The sequence below is a fragment of the Mycobacterium sp. genome (assembly GCF_049608025.1).
GTDB lineage: Bacteria > Actinomycetota > Actinomycetes > Mycobacteriales > Mycobacteriaceae > Mycobacterium.
Genome location: NZ_JBMYXC010000004.1, coordinates 88,406 through 106,020, shown reverse-complemented (window position 1 = coordinate 106,020; position 17,615 = coordinate 88,406). Strand labels below are relative to the sequence as shown.

The following is a 17,615-nucleotide window of genomic DNA, read 5'->3' as shown; positions in this document are numbered from 1 at the left end:
GGCTAGTTGGTCGATGGTGGTGGTTGCGGCTGGAAGGGCGGATACCACCACCAGTCGGCGCGTTCGCCGGTAGGGCTCGTATAGGGCGCGACCGCCGGTGGGGGTTCGTTCGGTGGGCGGGCCAATGACCCGCCACTCAAGGGGTGGCCGGTGGTGTCGGTGACGCTGAGATGGTCGGCGGGTCCGGTGATGGTGATGACGCCGCGGTGGTGGGCCCGGTGGTGGTAGGGACACACCAGGACGAGATTGGCGAGCTCGGTGGGGCCGCCGTCTTCCCAGTGGCGGATGTGGTGTGCGTGCAGTCCGCGGGTGGCGCCACACCCGGGAACCACGCAGCACTGGTCGCGGCGCTCGAGGACGCGGCGCAGCCGGCGGCTGACCGTCCGGGTGGACCGCCCTGAACCGATGACCTGGCCGTGACGTTCGAACCAGACTTCGCAGGTGGCATCACAGAGCAGTGAACGGCGCTCGTCGTCGGACAGCAAGGGACCCAGATGCAGCGAGGCGATCTTGTCCCCGACATCGACGTGCATCACCGCCGTGGTGCGTTGCCCGTGCGGTCGTCGGGCCACCTCGCTATCCCAACCGGCCTCGATAAGGCTGATGAACGCATCGACGGTGGTGGGAAACGGCGGCGCCTGCTCGCAGGCCCCAGCACCGTTGTCGTGGTCGCGTTTCCAGTCGGCGACGAGCGCCTCTTGATGAGAGGCCAGGGCGGCGTCGAAGATTGCGGCCTCGGGGTGCGGAAGCGTGATCCGCCACGATGTCGATTCCTCGTCACCGGTCTTGGTGATGGACCGCTGCGGTTGCGGTTCGGGGCGCGGATCAGGTTCGGGTCGCGGTTCGAGCTTGACCGCGGTGCGCAGCTGGCTGACCGTGGCGCTGGCAGCCAGCTGCGCGTAGTGCTCATCAGAGCCCTCGGCCGCCCGGCCGGCGATGACACCGACCTGATCCAGCGACAGCCGGCCGTTCCGCAAACCGTCGACGCAGCTGGGGAACTCCTCGAGCCGGTGCGCGACGGTCGCGATCGTGTTCGCGTTGTGCGATGACGCCCCCAGCTTCCAGGCCACCAGCGCCGCGACCGACCGGGCACCGGTGGCGCCCCACAGCTCGTCGCGGTCCAACTCGGCGGCGATTTCCACCACGCGCCCGTCGATTGCGTTGCGCTGACCGGCCAACTCGGCCAACTCGGCGAACAACACCTCAACCCGCTCACCGGGGCGCGCCTCAGCGGCCAAAGAGGTTGCGGTCGAGGACATGACCTCATCCTTGCGCAGGGGTCCGACATTGATCGCTGACCGCGACCAACTCCACCGACCAGCACAGCACCACTGAGCTTCCAGGCATTGCAAGCCGCGTCAACGCACCGCTTCACGAGCGATCGAGGCCAGTGGCCTCCTAGACAACGCCAGGCTGCCCCGAAACCCGCTCGAGCACACGCATTGAACCGATCGCCTGCACTTCGAGGAAATCGCCGGTATCCAGGGCCCGACGGTAGATGTGAAACGGCGCCTGGCCGCCTTCCGAAGGATCGGGAAAGACGTCGTGGATGACCAGCGCACCACCGACTTCAATCCACCGGACCCAGCCGTCGAAGTCTCGGTTGGCGGCCTCCTCGGTGTGTCCGCCGTCGATGAACAAGAACCGCAATGGCGTTCGCCAGCCTCGGGCCACCACGGATGACCGTCCGACGATGGCCACGACGTGTTCGTCGAGCCCGGCGGCGTCCAGTGTGTGACGCAGCGTGGGGAGGGTGTCGAACAAGCCGGTGGCCTGGTCGACCATCGTGGTGTCGTGGTACTCCCAGCCGGCTTGGTGTTCCTCTGAACCGTGATGGTGGTCGACGGTGTAGACGAGACCGCCGGTCTGCCTGGCGGCCGCGCCCAGCAGCACCGTCGACTTGCCACAGTAGGTGCCGATCTCAACCCCGAAGCCGTTCCCGAGATAGTTAACGGCGGTGTCGTAGAGGGCGCGCCCCTCGTCGGCGGGCATGAAGCCGGTGACCCGTTCGGCGAGGTCGAACAGGGTGGCCGCAGCCACTGGCAGCTCATCGTCGGAGGGGTTCATCGGGGCTCAACTTACCGTTGCTGGCACCTGCTGGTTGTAGTAGCGTCCGGACATGTGTCCGATCCGGCCTTGGAGTCGACTCGGCGCCGCTTGACCGCCAGGCAAGCAGACACCGTGGACCGGTTGGGCCGCAGCGCGGTCGACGTGCTCGGGCGTGAGGGCTTCGCGGGGTTGACCGTGCGGCGGGTGGCCGCAGAGGCAGGCGTCGGCGCCGCTACGGCGTATACGTACTTTTCGTCCAAAGAGCATCTGGTCGCCGAGGTGTTCTGGCGCCGGCTCGCCGGCTCGCCAGGCACCGCCTACGCGACCGGTGACCGGGCCGCCAAGGTGATCGAGGTCCTTGGACACATCTCACTGCTCGTCGCCGATGAGCCCGAGTTCGCCGGCGCGGTGACCACTGCCCTGCTGGCCAAGGATCCGGACGTCGAAGTGCTGAGACTGCGTATCGCGCGCGATATCCGCGCTCGGCTCGCCGCGGCGCTCGGTCCCGACTCCGACCCCGATGTCCTCGACTCGCTGGAGATGCTCTATTCAGGCGCCTTGGTGCGCGTGGGCATGGGTTACGCCTCCTATCAGGAGATTGCGCAGAAGCTGGAGAAGTCAGCACGCCTGATGCTGGGCTGACCCTTACCGGGGGCCGTCACCCCGGCCCAGGATTGCCGTGGCGGCCGCGACGGCTGGTTCCACGATCGCGCCCACCTCGCCTCCGTCCTCGACCAGCAGCGCGGTGAGTTCGCGCAAACCGCCGAGAAGGATCAGGGCCATGGGCGGTGAGATCGGCGCAAGCTGCGCGCGGCGGAATCCGGGGCTTTCGGTGAGGGTGATCAGCATGTCGGTCAGGTGGTCCATAGCCAGCCGGTGTAGCGGCCGTGCCACAGCACCGAGAGCGGGAGCTTCTCGGATCCAGCTCAGGGTGACCGCGGGGCGCGCCTCGATGTGATTGACGTAGGCGTTGACCGCTTGACGGATCTGGATCCGCCAGTCGGCCTCACCGTCGACCGTGGTTTGAATGCCGGCTATCAGATCGGCGTTGTTCCGGCGGAGCAGCTCGACCAGGCACTCTTCCTTGCCGGCGAATTGCTCGTAGAACGTGCGTTTGGATGTCCGAGCGTGTCGCACGATGTCGGCGACGGTGGTTTCCCGGTAGCCCCGTTCACCGATCGATGAGGCCAGGCCGTCCAGCAGGCGCTCGGCAACGGACGTGAGTATCGGAGGTGTCATTCCACAACCACGTCCTTCCCCTTGCGGCGCTGTGGTACTTAGCGGTACCGTACCGGAAGTAGCTTCGGTACACCCTAGTACCAACCGATCGACCGGGAGAACCCGATGAGCGAAGCAGCGATCGTGCCGCCACGTCAGGCCGCCCCCGACGCAGTGTCGGGCGACGCGACGAGGGAAGCCGAGGCGCCGACGCGGCCGGTGCGCATGCCGCCCACACCACGTATCCCCGCGTTCCTTCCGGCGCTTGGCTTTGCCATCTCGCGGAAGTGGACCATCGCCCAGATCGCTCGGCGGTACGGCGAGGTCTTCACGCTCACCCTGCCCGTCTTCGGACGAACAGTGGTCGTCGCCGATCCGGCGCTGGCCAAGCAGTTGTTCATGGCCAACACCGACGACGTCGGCAACATCCAGCCCAACCTGTCGCGATTGCTGGGCTCGGGTTCGGTATTCGCCCTCGACGGCAAAGACCATCGGCGCCGACGCAAGTTACTCAGCCCGTCGTTTCATGGGAAGAGCATCAAGAACTACGAAGCGATCTTCGAGGAGGAGACGCTGCGTGAGGCTGCGAGTTGGCCCGAGGGACGAGAGTTCGAGACCCTCGAGCCGATGATGCGCATCACGCTGAACGCCATCCTGCGGACAGTGTTCGGAGCCGACGGCGCACATCTGGACGAATTGCGGCGGATCATCCCACCCTGGGTCACGCTCGGTTCCCGATTGACGGTGCTGCCGACCCCGAGGAGCACCTACGGACGGTTCAGTCCGTGGGGGCGCCTGGCGGCCTATCGGCGCAGTTACGATGAGGTCATCGGTCGGCTCATCGACGCGGTGCAAGCCGATCCGGACCTCGAGAAGCGGGACGACATTCTCGCGCTGCTGCTGCGTAGCACCTATGAGGACGGCTCGACGATGTCGCGCCGTGACATCGGCGACGAACTGCTCACGTTGCTGGCCGCCGGCCATGAAACCACCGCCGCCACCCTCGGGTGGGCGTTCGAGCGCATCAGCCGACATCCCGAGGTGCTGGCCAGGCTTGCGGCCGAAGCCGACACCGACGGCAACGAGTACCGGCAGGCCACCATCCTGGAGATTCAGCGGTCGCGCACGATTATCGATTTCGCTGGAAGGCACGTGTACGCCCCGACTTTCGAACTCGGGGAATGGGTCATCCCGCAGGGATGCTCGATCGTCGTCGCGATCTCACAGGTACACCACCGCATGCAGGAGTTCCCTGATCCGGACCGATTCGATCCGCAGCGATTCATCGGCCAGCGGCCGAATACCTTCGCGCACATCCCGTTCGGCGGCGGTACCCGCCGTTGCGTCGGAGCGGCGTTCGCCAACGTCGAGATGGATGTCGTACTCAGAACAGTGTTGCGGCACTTCGTGATAGGAACAACCAACGCCCCCGGGGAGAAGCCGCACTCCCGGGGTGTTGCCTACACCCCCAAGGCCGGCGGTCGCGTTGTCGTGCACCGCCGCGCGGGCGAATCAGACTTCGGCGCGCTTGGGTAGCTTCCAGCCCGGGCGGGGGAAGTGGCAGGTGTACCCACCGGGGTTGCGCTCCAGGTAATCCTGGTGTTCGGGTTCGGCGTCCCAGAACTCCGGTGCCGGGCTGACCGCGGTGACAACCTTGCCGGGCCACAATCCGGAGGAATTGACGTCGGCGATGGTGTCCAGCGCGGTACGACGCTGCTCGTCATCGACGTAGAAGATCTCCGAGCGGTAGCTCGTCCCGACGTCGTTTCCCTGACGGTCCGTGGTGGTCGGATCGTGGATCTGGAAGAAGAACTCAAGTAGGGCCCGGTAATCGGTGCGCGCCGGGTCGTAGACGATCTCAATCGCCTCAGCATGGCCGGGGTGCTTACGGTAGGTCGGATGGTCGTTCTTTCCGCCCGTGTATCCGACCCGGGTGGAAATCACGCCGGGCTGCTTGCGGATCAGGTCCTGCATGCCCCAGAAGCAGCCGCCGGCCAGAATCGCCCGCCTGTCATCGCTCACTGTTGTTCCTTTCCCTCCGACTTCACAAACCCATCCGACCGCCTAAACAGTCCCTCGTACTCTGCATACCCCTGTTCGGCCAGCTCGTCGAGGTGGATGAAGCGCAACGCCGCTGAGTTGATGCAGTAACGCAGGCCGCCCTGGGCTCGGGGACCGTCCTTGAACACATGACCGAGGTGGCTGTCACCGTGCGCCGAGCGGACCTCGGTACGCGGCATCAAGAGTTTGAAGTCGCGCTTGGAAACGACGTTGCCCTCGGTGTCAGCCCCGTCGGGCTCTCGAATGGGCCTGGTGAAACTCGGCCAGCCCGTGCCGCTGTCGAATTTGTCGATCGAGGCGAAGAGCGGCTCCCCCGACACCACGTCGACATAGATTCCCGGCTCGTGGTTGTCCCAGTACTCGCCGGTGAAGGGGCGCTCGGTGCCATTCTCCTGGGTGACGTAGTACTGCTCGGGGGAGAGGGCATCGACGGCCGCGGGATTCTTGTTGTATCGCTGCGTCATGTGTCGGTATAACCGCGGGAGCGGCGGTCTTAATCCGGTGGCGCGCCTCGACAAGCGTTGGTAGAACGTGTTCTAGTTTCAGACGTGATGGCCCACACTTTCACCCGGGATGAGCTTGCCTCGGCGTTCGCCGAGTTCGAGAAGACGGTCGACCGTGCGGCGCAGACCCGGAACTGGGATCCGTGGGTTGACCATTACACCGATGACGTGACCTACGTCGAGCATGCTGCGGGCACGATGCACGGCCGCGAGGAGGTGCGGCCCTGGATCTGGCGGACGATGGAGACTTTCCCGGGTAGCTACATGACGGCGTTCCCGTCGCTGTGGAGCGTCTACGACGAGGACACCGCGCGCGTCATCTGCGAACTCGACAATCCGATGCGTGACCCGGGGGACGGCACCATCATCAGCGCCACCAATATCTCGATTGTCACTTATGCCGGTGACGGGAAGTGGTGTCGCCAGGAGGACGTCTACAACCCCTTGCGGTTCGTGGCGGCGACGGTGAAGTGGTGCAAGAAGGCGCGGGAACTCGGCACGCTGCCCGACGTCGCGGCCGAGTGGATGGCGAAATACGGCCCTGGTTGGTAGGGACGCCGGGTAAGAGCAGCGGTAATCAGCCAGTGCGCTTTCTCGCCGGTGCCTGCGGGGCCCGTCCGCGCTTTCTCGCTTTCCCTATGCCGGCGGCCGCCAGGATCAGCAGCGCCAGGAGTGGCGCGACGATGGTCACGCTCAGCGTCGCGGCGTCGGGCACGTCCTGCCCGCGCGCGTGCGCGAGAACCCCGATCAGCGGTTGGAAGATCAACCCTCCGATGCCCACGATCAGCATATTGGTCAGGCCCATCGCCACTCCGGAAAGCTGCGTCGGAGCTTTGTCCTTCACCATGGTGAAAGACAAGGCGTAGAACGAATTGAACACTCCCAGAACGAACATCGCCGCGGACACCACCGCTTGGCCATGCAACACGAACAGGATGAGGCCCATCATGGCGGCCGTCCCGGCGGCCCCCACAGCAAGCAGTCGCGCAGGTATCCGGTACCGGGAGCACAACCAGGCAGAACCCAGCATGCCGGGAAGGCATCCCCAAAAATAGAAGGACGCGGTGACCGATGCCGCCGACAGACTCAGGCCGTGGTGCGCCTGAAAATAGGACACGCCCCACAGCCATGCGAAGGACACGCCGGTGGCCGCGACCAAGCCGCCTGCCAGTGCGGGGGCGAGTACTGGCCAGGAAATGAGTAACCGGCCGATCGCGGTGGGTCGGGGCCAATGCTCATCGCCGGCTTTGCCACTGACATTCCGGTTTCGGACGAACGCGACGATCAGAACGAGTAGGAGCGCCGAGAACGCACCGCAGGTGATCATCGCGACACGCCATCCGGCATGCTCGACGATGAAGCCGAGGGTTTCCTGGCCCAGGGCCGCGCCGGTCATGCCGAACACCTCGGTCAGCGCCGCCAAGATCGGGAAGAAGCGGGTGGGAAACCATTGGGCTGCCAGAGCCATCGTGCACACAACGGTGGGCGCAGCCCCCAGGCCCATCAGGATGCGGGTCAATTCGGCGGCACTGGCCGTGTGCGACATGGCAAAAAGAAACGATGCCACCGTACAGAGGAGCGCTCCGGAGATGAGCACGGACCGTGCGCCGAAGCGCGACACCAGGATTCCCGCCGGGATCTGCAACAAGATGTAGGGATAGTAGAAGCTGGAGGAAAGTCCGCCGAATCCCGCTTCGTTCAGCGAAAGATCGACGACCAAACCTTCTCGCATGACACTGGGGAAGGTCTGCAGCACCATCTGGAAGAAAACGAACAACGCAGCGGTGCCGAAAACCAGGCTGCTGCGCCACGGCGACCAGTCGAACTGGGGAGTGACGCCCGGTGTCCCGTTCACCTCGCTGGTCACGTCTCCACCGTAGGCGTTCTGGTGTGGGCCGGTCACCGCTCTTGTCGCGCATCGCTGGGCGGTCGGCAAGGTGGCCTGCCGGATTGCCGGACGGTCGCCCTAACCGGCTTCGGCGCGCCCCTTGAGCCGCTCTAGGGTGAGCTTGATGTGCTCGGCGTTCGCTTTGTTGCGATCGCTGACACCGGTGGCCATCTTGGCGGGTTTGCGGAACCACCGGGGGCGGCGGTCCCATGTTGATTCGGTGACGGTGCAACCCTGGCTGGTCGGTTCGATATCGTAGCGCCAGTGGGAGATTGGGAGGATTCCTGCGCTATGGACGTCGAACGCGAACGCCCTGCCCGGATCAGCGACGGTCACCGTGCACTTCGTGGTCCACGTATGCGAACCGTTGCGGTTGCGCCCGGAGAACACCGCACCGGGGCTGGCCGCGTCACCCTTGCGCCACTGCATCATCTCGGCTTCTTCGGCCAGCGACGACAGTATGTCCAAATCGGTGATCAGCGCGTAGACCGCGGCCGGGTCGGCGACAACAGCCACGGATCCGTGCGAGTCAGGGGCTGCTGGTGGGGTCATGACCAAATGTTATCGGTCGAGTGGGACGCGGGGCCTGAGGCTGCCAGTTCAGGTGAGACTTGCGAGGCGGCCTAGGCTGGCGGCGTGCACCGCTCGGCCAGCGTGGTTTTTTCTGGGCCCGCCAGTCCTGGTCTGACGTTGTCACCGTTGCGGCGGGGCAGACGGGACCCCTGCTATCACGACGCCGCGGACGGAGCGATCTGGCGCACCAGCCTGCTGGTCAGCGGACCGGTCACCGCACGGATCAGTCGGGGCGCGCCCGACGCGGTTGACTGCGAAGCGTGGGGGCCCGGCGCCGCGGAATTCACCGAGATGCTGCCCGCGCTGTTGGGTGCGGACGACGATGCGACCGGGTTCCGGCCCGCGGAGCCGACCATCGCCGCCGCCCACCGTCGCGTCCCACATTTGCGGCTCGGTCGCACCGGGCGGGTGCTGGAGGCGTTGATCCCCGCGGTGCTGGAGCAGCGCGTCTACGGCAGCGATGCGCATCGAGCCTGGCTCAGGCTGGTGACCCGCTACGGCGCGCCGGCGCCGGGACCGGCGCCCGCTCACCTGAGGGTGCCGCCGTCGGCGGGTGCCTGGCGGCGCATTCCGTCATGGGAGTTCCAACGCGCCAATGTCGATCCCGGCCGGGCCCGCACCCTAGTGGGGTGCGCCCAGCGCGCCGACGCTCTGGAGAGGTTGGCCCTCCGCTCGGCCGATGCCGCCCGCACGGGGTTGATGTCGCTGCCGGGCGTTGGGGAGTGGACGGCCGCCGAGACGGTGCAGCGAGCCTTCGGCGACGCCGACGCGCTATCGGTGGGCGACTACCATCTCGCCAAGATGGTGGGTTGGAGCCTGCTCGGGCACCCGATCGACGACGCGCAGATGGTCGAGTTGCTCAAGCCCATGCGTCCGCATCGGCACCGGGCGGTGCGGTTACTAGAAGCCAGTGGCTTGGCGATCAATCCACGTTTCGGACCGCGCTTGCCGATTCCAAATCTTGCCCAAATGTAACGTCCGCGCCGGCCGACGGTGGGGCAGGCGGCGGTCGGCCCCCTCCGCCGATGTCGTTGACCCAACCGGGCTGGGGGACAAACTCCACCGTCGGGCAGGGACAATCTGGTACGGACATTCCGGTAACGACATTCTGGTACCGACACTGTTCGGTTTCGTCCAGGTAAAACCCCTGGCGGGCAGCCGAATACGAGACGGTGCCGATGCCGATTGTGAACCAGGTGCGGCAACGGGGCCGGGAGTCTGCTCCAGCGGATTTCTAAGAATCCAACTAAGCTTTCTCGCAAACTTCCAAAGATGTATCACCGCAGTACACGGGGGCAAATGGGGCGCACGGCAAATATTGAGTAAAGGTCGGCGCAACGCGTGATCTGTTCCCCAGCGACTGGCGTCGTTCGCTGCCATCGCGAAAGAAGCACCGCGGCAACGTTATTCGACCGTGACCCGGGGGGCGGCGCCTTTAGGTCGCGGGTGGCCGGGCGAACCTGATTAGCTTGGACTAAGTTGGCATGTCAGGGGCCCTTTGTCATATCGTTTCAGCACTTGTGGCGAGTGGGAAAAGATCCGTCGTTCGGTGCAGCACGAAGGGATCTCCATCGCCAGACCGGCTAGCGCTCTCGTCAACGGTTGCCGTCCGTACCGCTCCGCGGGGGCACGTGCAAGAAAAGGGTAGGTGGGAATGGCGCCCAGTCGTCAAGGGCTATACGACCCCGCGTTCGAGCACGATGCGTGCGGCGTGGCGATGGTGGCAGACATGCACGGTCGCCGCAGCCGCGACATCGTCGACAAGGCCATCACCGCGCTCCTGAATCTCGAACACCGGGGTGCGCAGGGCGCAGAGCCGAACACCGGCGATGGCGCCGGCATCTTGCTGCAGGTGCCCGACGAATACTTTCGCGCCGTGTGCGAGAAAGAGGGATTCGAGCTGCCTGATCCCGGCAGTTACGCCACCGGCATAGCGTTCTTGCCGCAATCCTCCAAGGACGCCGCCGCCGCGTGCGAATCAGTGGAGAAGATAGCCGAGGCCCAGGGTCTGTACGTGCTGGGCTGGCGCGACGTGCCAACCGACGACTCCTCCCTGGGCGCGCTGGCCCGCGACGCGATGCCGACCTTTCGGCAAGTGTTCATGGCGGGGGCGTCGGGGATGGAACTGGAGCGGCGCGCCTACGTGGTGCGCAAACGTGCCGAGCATGAGCTCGGCACCAAGGGGCCTGGTCAAGACGGGCCGGGCCGCGAAACAGTCTATTTCCCAAGTCTTTCCGGCCAGACGTTCGTCTACAAGGGGATGTTGACCACACCCCAGCTGCGGACGTTCTACCTCGACCTTCAGGACGAGCGGCTCACCAGTGCGCTGGGCATCGTGCACTCGCGGTTCTCCACCAACACCTTCCCGTCCTGGCCATTGGCGCACCCCTTCCGCCGGGTCGCGCACAACGGTGAGATCAATACTGTGACCGGCAACGAGAACTGGATGCGGGCGCGGGAAGCACTGATCAAGACGTCCGTCTTCGGCGGCGATGATCTCGAGCAGATCGTCCCCGTCTGCACGCCGGGGGCCTCGGACACCGCCCGCTTCGATGAGGTGCTCGAGTTGCTGCATCTGGGCGGCCGCAGTCTGCCGCACGCCGTGTTGATGATGATTCCGGAGGCCTGGGAGCGCCACGAATCGATGGACCCCGCCCGCCGGGCGTTTTACGAATACCACGCGTCGTTGATGGAGCCGTGGGACGGGCCGGCTTCGGTGTGCTTCACCGACGGAACCGTCATCGGGGCGGTCCTCGACCGCAACGGACTTCGCCCGTCTCGTATCTGGGTGACCAGGGACGGTTTGGTGGTGATGGCGTCGGAGGCCGGTGTGCTCGACCTCGATCCGGCCACCGTCGTCAAGAAGATGCGGCTGCAGCCCGGGCGCATGTTCCTCGTCGACACGGCGCAGGGCCGGATCGTCTCCGACGAGGAGATCAAGGCCGAGTTGGCCGGCGAGCAGCCGTACCGCGAGTGGCTCGACGCGGGTCTGTTCCATGTCAACGAGCTACCCGCGGGTGACTACGTGCGGATGCCGCACCATCGGGTCGTTTTCCGCCAGCAAGCTTTCGGCTATACCTACGAGGAGCTGAATCTGCTGGTCGCGCCGATGGCGCGCACCGGGGTCGAAGCGTTGGGGTCGATGGGTACCGACACCCCGGTCGCGGTGCTCTCGGCGCGCCCGCGGATGCTTTACGACTACTTCCAGCAGTTGTTCGCCCAGGTGACCAACCCGCCGCTGGATGCGATCCGCGAAGAGGTCGTCACCAGTCTTTCAGGCACCGTGGGACCGGAGGGCGACCTGCTCAATCCCGGCGCTGAGTCGTGCAGGCAGATCATGTTGCCGCAGCCGATCCTGCGCAATGCGGAGCTTTCGAAGCTCATCTGTGTCGATCCCGACCATCAGATCCGGGGCCACAAGCACGGGCTGCGGGCCGCGGTGGTGCGCTGTCTATACCCGGTGAACCGTGGTGGACAAGGCCTCAGAGAGGCGCTGGAAAACGTTCGCGCGAAGGTGTCGGCGGCAATCCGCGACGGCGCGCGCATCATCGTGCTGTCCGACCGAGAGTCCAACGAGCAATTCGCCCCGATTCCCTCGCTGCTCAGCGTGTCTACCGTGCACCACCACCTGGTTCGCGAACGCACCCGCACCCAGGTCGGCCTGGTGGTCGAGGCCGGTGATGCCCGCGAGGTCCATCACATGGCGTGCCTGGTCGGTTTCGGCGCCGCCGCGATCAATCCCTACATGGCCTTCGAGTCCATCGAGGACATGGTCGACCGAGGAGTGATTACCGGCGGATCCAGCGGCTTGACCAGTGACCAAGCCAAGGCCAACTACGTCAAGGCCGCGGGCAAGGGTGTGCTCAAGGTGATGTCGAAGATGGGTATCTCCACGTTGGCGTCCTACACCGGCGCGCAGCTGTTCCAGGCCGTCGGTATCAGCCAGTCGGTGCTCGACGAGTTCTTCACCGGCCTGTCCTGTGCGGTCGGTGGCATCGATCTGGACGACATCGCCAACGACGTCGCCGCTCGGCACGCGCTGGCCCACCTGGACCGGCCGGACGAACGGGCGCATCGCGAGCTCGAGGTCGGCGGTGAGTATCAATGGCGCCGCGAGGGGGAGTATCACCTGTTCAACCCGGACACGGTGTTCAAGCTGCAGCATTCGACACGCACCGGGCAGTACTCGATCTTCAAGGAGTACACCGCCCTGGTCGACGATCAGAGCGAGCGCATCGCCTCGCTGCGCGGGCTGCTCAAGTTCCGCGGCAGTGCTGATACCAACCGCCCGCCCGTGCCAATCGACGAGGTCGAGCCCGCCAGTGAGATCGTCACACGGTTCTCGACCGGAGCGATGAGCTACGGCTCGATCTCCGCCGAAGCCCACGAGACCCTCGCCATCGCGATGAACCGTCTCGGCGGACGGTCCAATTCGGGTGAGGGCGGTGAGTCCGTCTCGCGATTTGGCCGCGACAAGAACGGCGACTGGCGACGCAGTGCCATCAAGCAGGTCGCCTCCGGCCGATTCGGCGTCACCAGCAACTATTTGTCGAACTGCACCGACATCCAGATCAAGATGGCCCAGGGCGCCAAACCTGGTGAGGGCGGACAGCTTCCGAGCCACAAGGTTTACCCGTGGGTGGCCGAGGTGCGCCATTCCACCCCAGGGGTAGGCCTGATATCTCCGCCACCCCATCACGACATCTACTCGATCGAGGATCTCGCACAGCTGATCCACGATCTGAAGAATGCCAACCCGCAGGCTCGTGTGCACGTGAAGCTGGTGAGCGAGAACGGCGTCGGGACGGTGGCGGCCGGCGTCTCCAAGGCCCATGCCGACGTGGTACTGATCTCCGGTCACGACGGGGGCACGGGCGCCACTCCGCTCACGTCGCAGAAGCATGCGGGGGCTCCGTGGGAGCTCGGGCTGGCAGAGACCCAGCAGACCTTGCTGCTCAACGGTTTACGGGACCGCATTGTGGTTCAGGTCGACGGACAGCTCAAGACCGGGCGGGACGTCGTCGTCGCCGCACTGCTCGGGGCCGAGGAGTTCGGCTTCGCTACAGCGCCGTTGGTGGTGGCCGGCTGCATCATGATGCGGGTCTGTCACCTGGACACCTGCCCGGTCGGCGTGGCCACCCAGAACCCGCTACTGCGCGAACGGTTCGACGCCCAGCCGGAATTCGTGGAGAATTTCTTCCTGTTCATCGCCGAGGAAGTCCGGGAGTTGATGGCCCAGCTAGGCTTCCGGACTGTCAACGAGATGGTCGGACAGGTCGGGACGCTTGACACCGTTCAAGCCGCCCGGCACTGGAAAGCCCACAAGTTGGACCTGGAACCGGTGTTGTACGAGCCTGAGTCGGCATTCATGAATCAGGATTTATATTGCAGCTCGCGCCAAGACCACGGCTTGGACAAGGCGCTCGACCAGCAACTGATCGCGCAGTGTCGAGAGGCCCTCGACACCGGCGCGGCGGTGCGATTCACAACGACCATCACCAACGTCAATCGGACGGTCGGCACGATGCTGGGCCACGAAGTCACGAAAGCCTATGGCGGTGCGGGCCTTCCGGAGGGCACGATCGACATCACTTTCGAGGGTTCGGCGGGCAACAGTTTCGGAGCGTTCGTTCCCAACGGCATCACGCTGCGTGTGTACGGCGACGCCAACGACTACGTCGGCAAGGGTCTGTCCGGGGGACAGGTTGTCATCCGGCCCCCCGCCGCTGCTCCCGAAGGCTATGTGGCCGAGGACAACATCATCGCCGGAAATGTGATCCTGTTCGGGGCCACCGGCGGCCGGATGTTCCTGCGCGGTCAGGTAGGCGAGCGGTTCGCGGTGCGGAACTCGGGCGCTCATGCGGTCGTCGAGGGGGTCGGGGACCACGGATGTGAGTACATGACCGGCGGCAGGGTCGTCATCCTCGGTCCGACCGGCAGAAACTTCGCGGCGGGCATGTCCGGCGGCGTCGGCTATGTCTACGACCCCAACGGAGCGCTGGCCGACAATCTGAACGCCGAGATGGTGGATATCGAAGCGCTCGACGACGCGGACTCCGAAGACGCCGTGTGGCTGCGCGACACCATCCAGGCTCACGTCGATGCTACGGATTCGGCAGTAGGGCAACGGATTCTGGCAGGATGGGACGGATCGGAGTCAGAGATGCGCCACTTCAAGAAAGTGATGCCGCGCGACTACAAGCGGGTGTTGCAGGCGATCGCCGAGGCCGAACGGCGCGGCGCGGACGCGAACGAGATCGACGAGGCGATCATGGCGGCCGCAAGTGGCTGATCCGCGCGGCTTCATGAAGCACACTGACCGCGAGACGCCTCCGCGGCGGCCGGTCGATCTGCGCTTGCGGGACTGGAAAGAGGTCTACGAGGACTTCTCCCACGACACCCTCAAGGAACAGGCGAGCCGCTGCATGGACTGCGGCATCCCGTTCTGCCACAACGGATGCCCATTGGGGAATCTCATCCCGGAGTGGAACGACCAGGTGCGTAACGGTCGCTGGCACGATGCCATCGAGCGGTTGCACGCGACCAACAATTTCCCGGAGTTCACCGGTCGGTTGTGTCCGGCTCCGTGCGAGGGATCCTGCGTGCTCGGCATCAATCAGGATCCGGTGACCATCAAGCAGGTCGAGGTGGAGATCATCGACAACGCCTTCAGCGAGGGCTGGGTGGTGCCATTGCCGCCCGGCCGGCTGACCGGCAAGACCGTCGCTGTGGTGGGATCCGGACCCGCGGGTCTGGCGGCGGCTCAGCAGCTGACCCGCGCCGGGCATACCGTCACGGTGTTCGAGCGCGACGATCGCATCGGCGGCCTGCTGCGTTACGGCATACCGGAATTCAAGATGGAGAAGCGCCACATCGACCGGCGCCTCGATCAGATGCGCGCCGAAGGAACCGAATTCCGCCCCGGGGTGAACGTCGGCGTCGATGTCACCGCTGCGGAGTTGCGGTCCGGTTTCGATGCCATCGTGCTTGCGGGCGGCGCGACCGCAGCCCGGGATCTTCCTATTCCAGGCCGCGAACTCGACGGCATCCATCAGGCTATGGAGTACTTGCCGTGGGCAAACCGGGTCCAGTTGGGTGATTCGGTAGCTGATGAGCACGGGCAGCCGCCGATCACCGCGAACGGCAAGAACGTCGTCATCATCGGCGGCGGCGACACCGGCGCAGACTGTCTGGGCACCGCGCACCGACAGGGTGCGGCCAGCGTGCACCAGTTCGAGATCATGCCGCGACCGCCGGAGACGCGGGCCGATTCGACGCCGTGGCCGACCTATCCGCTGATGTACCGGGTCTCCTCGGCACACGAGGAGGGCGGCGAGCGGGTCTACTCGGTGAACACCGAGCAGTTCCTGGGTGAGGGTGGTGTGACTGGCCTGCGTGGTCACGAGGTCGAGATGAGGGCCGGGAAGTTCGAGAAGGTCGACGGCACTGACTTCCAACTCGCGGCCGAACTCGTGCTGTTGGCCATGGGCTTCACCGGACCCGAGCCCGAAGGTCTGTTGGCCGACCTCCGCGTTGAGCTCAATGAACGCGGCAATGTCGCGCGCGACGATGTCTTCGCGACGTCGGTGCCCGGCGTGTACGTGGCCGGCGATATGGGACGGGGTCAGTCCCTGATCGTCTGGGCGATCGCTGAGGGTCGCGCCGCGGCCGCCGCGGTGGACCGGTACCTCATGGGCCGGACGGCGCTGCCGTCGCCGATCAAACCCACCGAGGTGCCGCAGCGATGAGCGCTTGCGCGAAGAGCAGACAGCGGCCGATGAGCGCTTGCGCGAAGCCAGTAACAGCAGTCACTTGGGCCGCAATAAAAACATCTGACCATTAGTCGGCGAGCCTCCAGCAGTTTGCCAGCGACGAGGTATCTAATGACTTGGCGAGGGCGCTGCGGTAAAGTGGCCCCCGGTCCAGCTATTGGAACACCGCAGGAGTAGTCACCGTGTATATCAACGCGATTTCCCGGTACCGGGCAGGGCGTATGGCCTGGTTGTTATTCCGTCACCCGGTCAAGAGTCGGGAGTTTCCGGCCAAGGCCGAACGGTTGATCACCGCGGACGAGCTCCTCCGCTACGGCGTCTAGAGAACCCCTCGGCTGACGGGCGCCGCCCCGCCGGGGGCGTGCTACTTCGTGTTTGCTTAGCTGGCATCCGCTTGAGGTGTTCGCCGAGCGTTGTCCCTGCGCCCAATGCGGCTATTTTCCCGGCCGACCGCTCCAGGATGGTGGAGCCGCAACGAAACCAGACAACGGGTTGTCACACTGGACGGCATGGATCCGGTCACCGCGCTGCGCCAGATCTCGTATTACAAGGACCGCGCGCGCGAAGACTCTCGCCGCGTGATGGCTTACCGCAACGCCGCCGACGTCATCGATGCGCTCACCGAAGCCCAGCGGGAACAGCACGGCGCAGCCAACAGTTGGCAGTCGCTCCCGAAGGTAGGCCCTAAAACCGCGAAGGTCATCGCGCAGGCGTGGGCGGGCAACGAACCGGATGCGCTCATCGAATTGCGCGCGGCCGCCGAAGACTTGGGCGGTGGCGCCATTCGCGCGGCACTGCGCGGCGATCTGCACGTGCACTCCAATTGGTCCGACGGGTCGGCGCCGATCGAGGAGATGATGCTGGCGGCCCGCGATCTGGGCCATGAGTATTGTGCGCTGACCGATCACTCACCACGTCTGAGGATCGCCAACGGGTTGACCTCGGAGCGCCTTCGCAGGCAGCTCGACGTGATCGACGGAATTCGCGAAAAGGCCTCTCCCATGAGGATTCTCACCGGCATCGAGGTCGATATCCTCGAAGACGGCTCCCTCGATCAGGAGCCCGAGTTGCTCGAGCGGCTCGATATCGTTGTCGCCAGCGTCCACTCCAAACTCGCGATGGACCCGTCTGCGATGACGCGCCGCATGCTCAAGGCGGTGGCCAACCCGCACACTGACGTGCTCGGCCACTGCACCGGGCGGCTGGTTACCGGGGGCCGCGGAATTCGTCCGGAGTCCAAGTTCGACGCAGAGAAGGTCTTCACCGCCTGCCGAGACAGCGGGACCGCTGTCGAGATCAACTCCCGCCCGGAGCGACGTGACCCGCCGACTCGCCTGCTGAAGTCGGCGATGGACATCGGCTGTGTGTTCTCGATCGATACCGACTCCCACGCGCCCGGCCAACTGGAGTTTCTCGGCTACGGTGCGCAGCGGGCACTCGACGCCGGGCTGGCCGCGGACCGGATCGTCAACACCTGGTCCGCCGAGAAGCTGCTGGCCTGGGCGGAACGCTGAATCGCTCTGGCAGCAGCGGCGCCTCCAGCTATGGAGC

Annotated in this window: 14 protein-coding genes; 7 read left to right on the top strand and 7 right to left on the bottom strand. The window is 65.4% G+C overall.

The genetic code is table 11. The features are described from left to right. Window positions 1-2: 2 nt before the first annotated feature. Entirely contained in the window at window positions 3-1,259 is a 1,257-nt protein-coding gene (locus ACPGXI_RS02775) for an HNH endonuclease signature motif containing protein (RefSeq protein WP_526649562.1), read from the bottom strand. 139 nt (window positions 1,260-1,398) lie between these two features. Beyond that, a complete protein-coding gene (locus tag ACPGXI_RS02770) occupies window positions 1,399-2,067 on the bottom strand; it encodes a class I SAM-dependent methyltransferase (RefSeq protein ID WP_526649560.1) in 669 nt (222 codons plus the stop codon). A 54-nt stretch (window positions 2,068-2,121) separates the two neighbouring features. Between ACPGXI_RS02770 and ACPGXI_RS02765 the strand changes: the two genes are divergently transcribed. Next, window positions 2,122-2,691 carry a TetR family transcriptional regulator gene (locus tag ACPGXI_RS02765; RefSeq protein ID WP_526649558.1) on the top strand — a complete coding sequence of 190 codons (570 nt, stop codon included), beginning with the start codon at window positions 2,122-2,124 and terminating at the stop codon, window positions 2,689-2,691. Window positions 2,692-2,694: 3 nt separating this feature from the next. On the opposite strand, the gene ACPGXI_RS02760 is transcribed toward ACPGXI_RS02765, so the two are convergent. After that, a complete protein-coding gene (locus ACPGXI_RS02760; RefSeq protein ID WP_526649556.1) occupies window positions 2,695-3,288 on the bottom strand; it encodes a TetR/AcrR family transcriptional regulator in 594 nt (197 codons plus the stop codon). 204 nt (window positions 3,289-3,492) lie between these two features. Between ACPGXI_RS02760 and ACPGXI_RS02755 the strand changes: the two genes are divergently transcribed. Then, entirely contained in the window at window positions 3,493-4,803 is a 1,311-nt protein-coding gene (locus tag ACPGXI_RS02755; protein WP_526649612.1) for a cytochrome P450, read from the top strand. Here the strand turns inward: ACPGXI_RS02755 and msrA are convergent. Both msrA and msrB read right to left on the bottom strand, forming a co-directional pair. Continuing rightward, on the bottom strand, window positions 4,780-5,289 hold the full coding sequence (gene msrA / locus ACPGXI_RS02750; protein ID WP_526649554.1) for a peptide-methionine (S)-S-oxide reductase MsrA: 510 nt from the start codon (window positions 5,287-5,289) through the stop codon (window positions 4,780-4,782). The genes ACPGXI_RS02755 and msrA overlap by 24 nt on opposite strands. Next, on the bottom strand, window positions 5,286-5,792 hold the full coding sequence (gene msrB, locus ACPGXI_RS02745; RefSeq protein ID WP_526649552.1) for a peptide-methionine (R)-S-oxide reductase MsrB: 507 nt from the start codon (window positions 5,790-5,792) through the stop codon (window positions 5,286-5,288). Before msrB ends, msrA begins: the two co-directional genes overlap by 4 nt. A gap of 87 nt (window positions 5,793-5,879) precedes the next feature. On the opposite strand from msrB, the gene ACPGXI_RS02740 reads away from it, so the two are divergent. Further along, the gene (locus ACPGXI_RS02740; RefSeq protein WP_526649550.1) at window positions 5,880-6,383 is read left to right on the top strand and encodes a nuclear transport factor 2 family protein; all 504 of its coding nucleotides are present in this window, start codon (window positions 5,880-5,882) and stop codon (window positions 6,381-6,383) included. A 25-nt stretch (window positions 6,384-6,408) separates the two neighbouring features. On the opposite strand, the gene ACPGXI_RS02735 is transcribed toward ACPGXI_RS02740, so the two are convergent. Beyond that, on the bottom strand, window positions 6,409-7,698 hold the full coding sequence (locus ACPGXI_RS02735) for an MFS transporter (RefSeq protein ID WP_526649548.1): 1,290 nt from the start codon (window positions 7,696-7,698) through the stop codon (window positions 6,409-6,411). 99 nt (window positions 7,699-7,797) lie between these two features. Further along, on the bottom strand, window positions 7,798-8,271 hold the full coding sequence (locus ACPGXI_RS02730; protein ID WP_526649546.1) for an SRPBCC family protein: 474 nt from the start codon (window positions 8,269-8,271) through the stop codon (window positions 7,798-7,800). Window positions 8,272-8,355: 84 nt separating this feature from the next. Here ACPGXI_RS02730 and ACPGXI_RS02725 point away from each other — a divergent pair, with 84 nt between their 5' ends. The 4 genes from ACPGXI_RS02725 to ACPGXI_RS02710 all read left to right on the top strand — a co-directional run bounded on the left by ACPGXI_RS02725 (window position 8,356) and on the right by ACPGXI_RS02710 (window position 17,578). Beyond that, the gene (locus tag ACPGXI_RS02725) at window positions 8,356-9,267 is read left to right on the top strand and encodes a DNA-3-methyladenine glycosylase family protein (protein ID WP_526649544.1); all 912 of its coding nucleotides are present in this window, start codon (window positions 8,356-8,358) and stop codon (window positions 9,265-9,267) included. A 679-nt stretch (window positions 9,268-9,946) separates the two neighbouring features. Then, entirely contained in the window at window positions 9,947-14,584 is a 4,638-nt protein-coding gene (gene gltB, locus ACPGXI_RS02720) for a glutamate synthase large subunit (protein ID WP_526649542.1), read from the top strand. Then, on the top strand, window positions 14,577-16,040 hold the full coding sequence (gene gltD / locus ACPGXI_RS02715) for a glutamate synthase small subunit (RefSeq protein ID WP_526649540.1): 1,464 nt from the start codon (window positions 14,577-14,579) through the stop codon (window positions 16,038-16,040). The genes gltB and gltD overlap by 8 nt, the downstream gene beginning before the upstream one ends. Before the next feature lie 533 nt (window positions 16,041-16,573). Next, entirely contained in the window at window positions 16,574-17,578 is a 1,005-nt protein-coding gene (locus ACPGXI_RS02710) for a PHP domain-containing protein (protein ID WP_526649538.1), read from the top strand. The last annotated feature ends 37 nt before the right edge of the window (window positions 17,579-17,615 follow it).

Bases quoted from the DNA above. Each gene is read 5' to 3' on its own strand.
- ACPGXI_RS02775 (WP_526649562.1), bottom strand. From the start codon at position 1,259: ATGTCCTCGACCGCAACCTCTTTGGCCGCTGAGGCGCGCCCCGGTGAG.
- gltB (WP_526649542.1), top strand. From the start codon at position 9,947: ATGGCGCCCAGTCGTCAAGGGCTATACGACCCCGCGTTCGAGCACGAT.
- ACPGXI_RS02710 (WP_526649538.1), top strand. From the start codon at position 16,574: ATGGATCCGGTCACCGCGCTGCGCCAGATCTCGTATTACAAGGACCGC.
- ACPGXI_RS02755 (WP_526649612.1), top strand. From the start codon at position 3,493: ATGCCGCCCACACCACGTATCCCCGCGTTCCTTCCGGCGCTTGGCTTT.
- msrB (WP_526649552.1), bottom strand. From the start codon at position 5,792: ATGACGCAGCGATACAACAAGAATCCCGCGGCCGTCGATGCCCTCTCC.
- ACPGXI_RS02740 (WP_526649550.1), top strand. From the start codon at position 5,880: ATGGCCCACACTTTCACCCGGGATGAGCTTGCCTCGGCGTTCGCCGAG.
- ACPGXI_RS02760 (WP_526649556.1), bottom strand. From the start codon at position 3,288: ATGACACCTCCGATACTCACGTCCGTTGCCGAGCGCCTGCTGGACGGC.
- ACPGXI_RS02770 (WP_526649560.1), bottom strand. From the start codon at position 2,067: ATGAACCCCTCCGACGATGAGCTGCCAGTGGCTGCGGCCACCCTGTTC.
- ACPGXI_RS02730 (WP_526649546.1), bottom strand. From the start codon at position 8,271: ATGACCCCACCAGCAGCCCCTGACTCGCACGGATCCGTGGCTGTTGTC.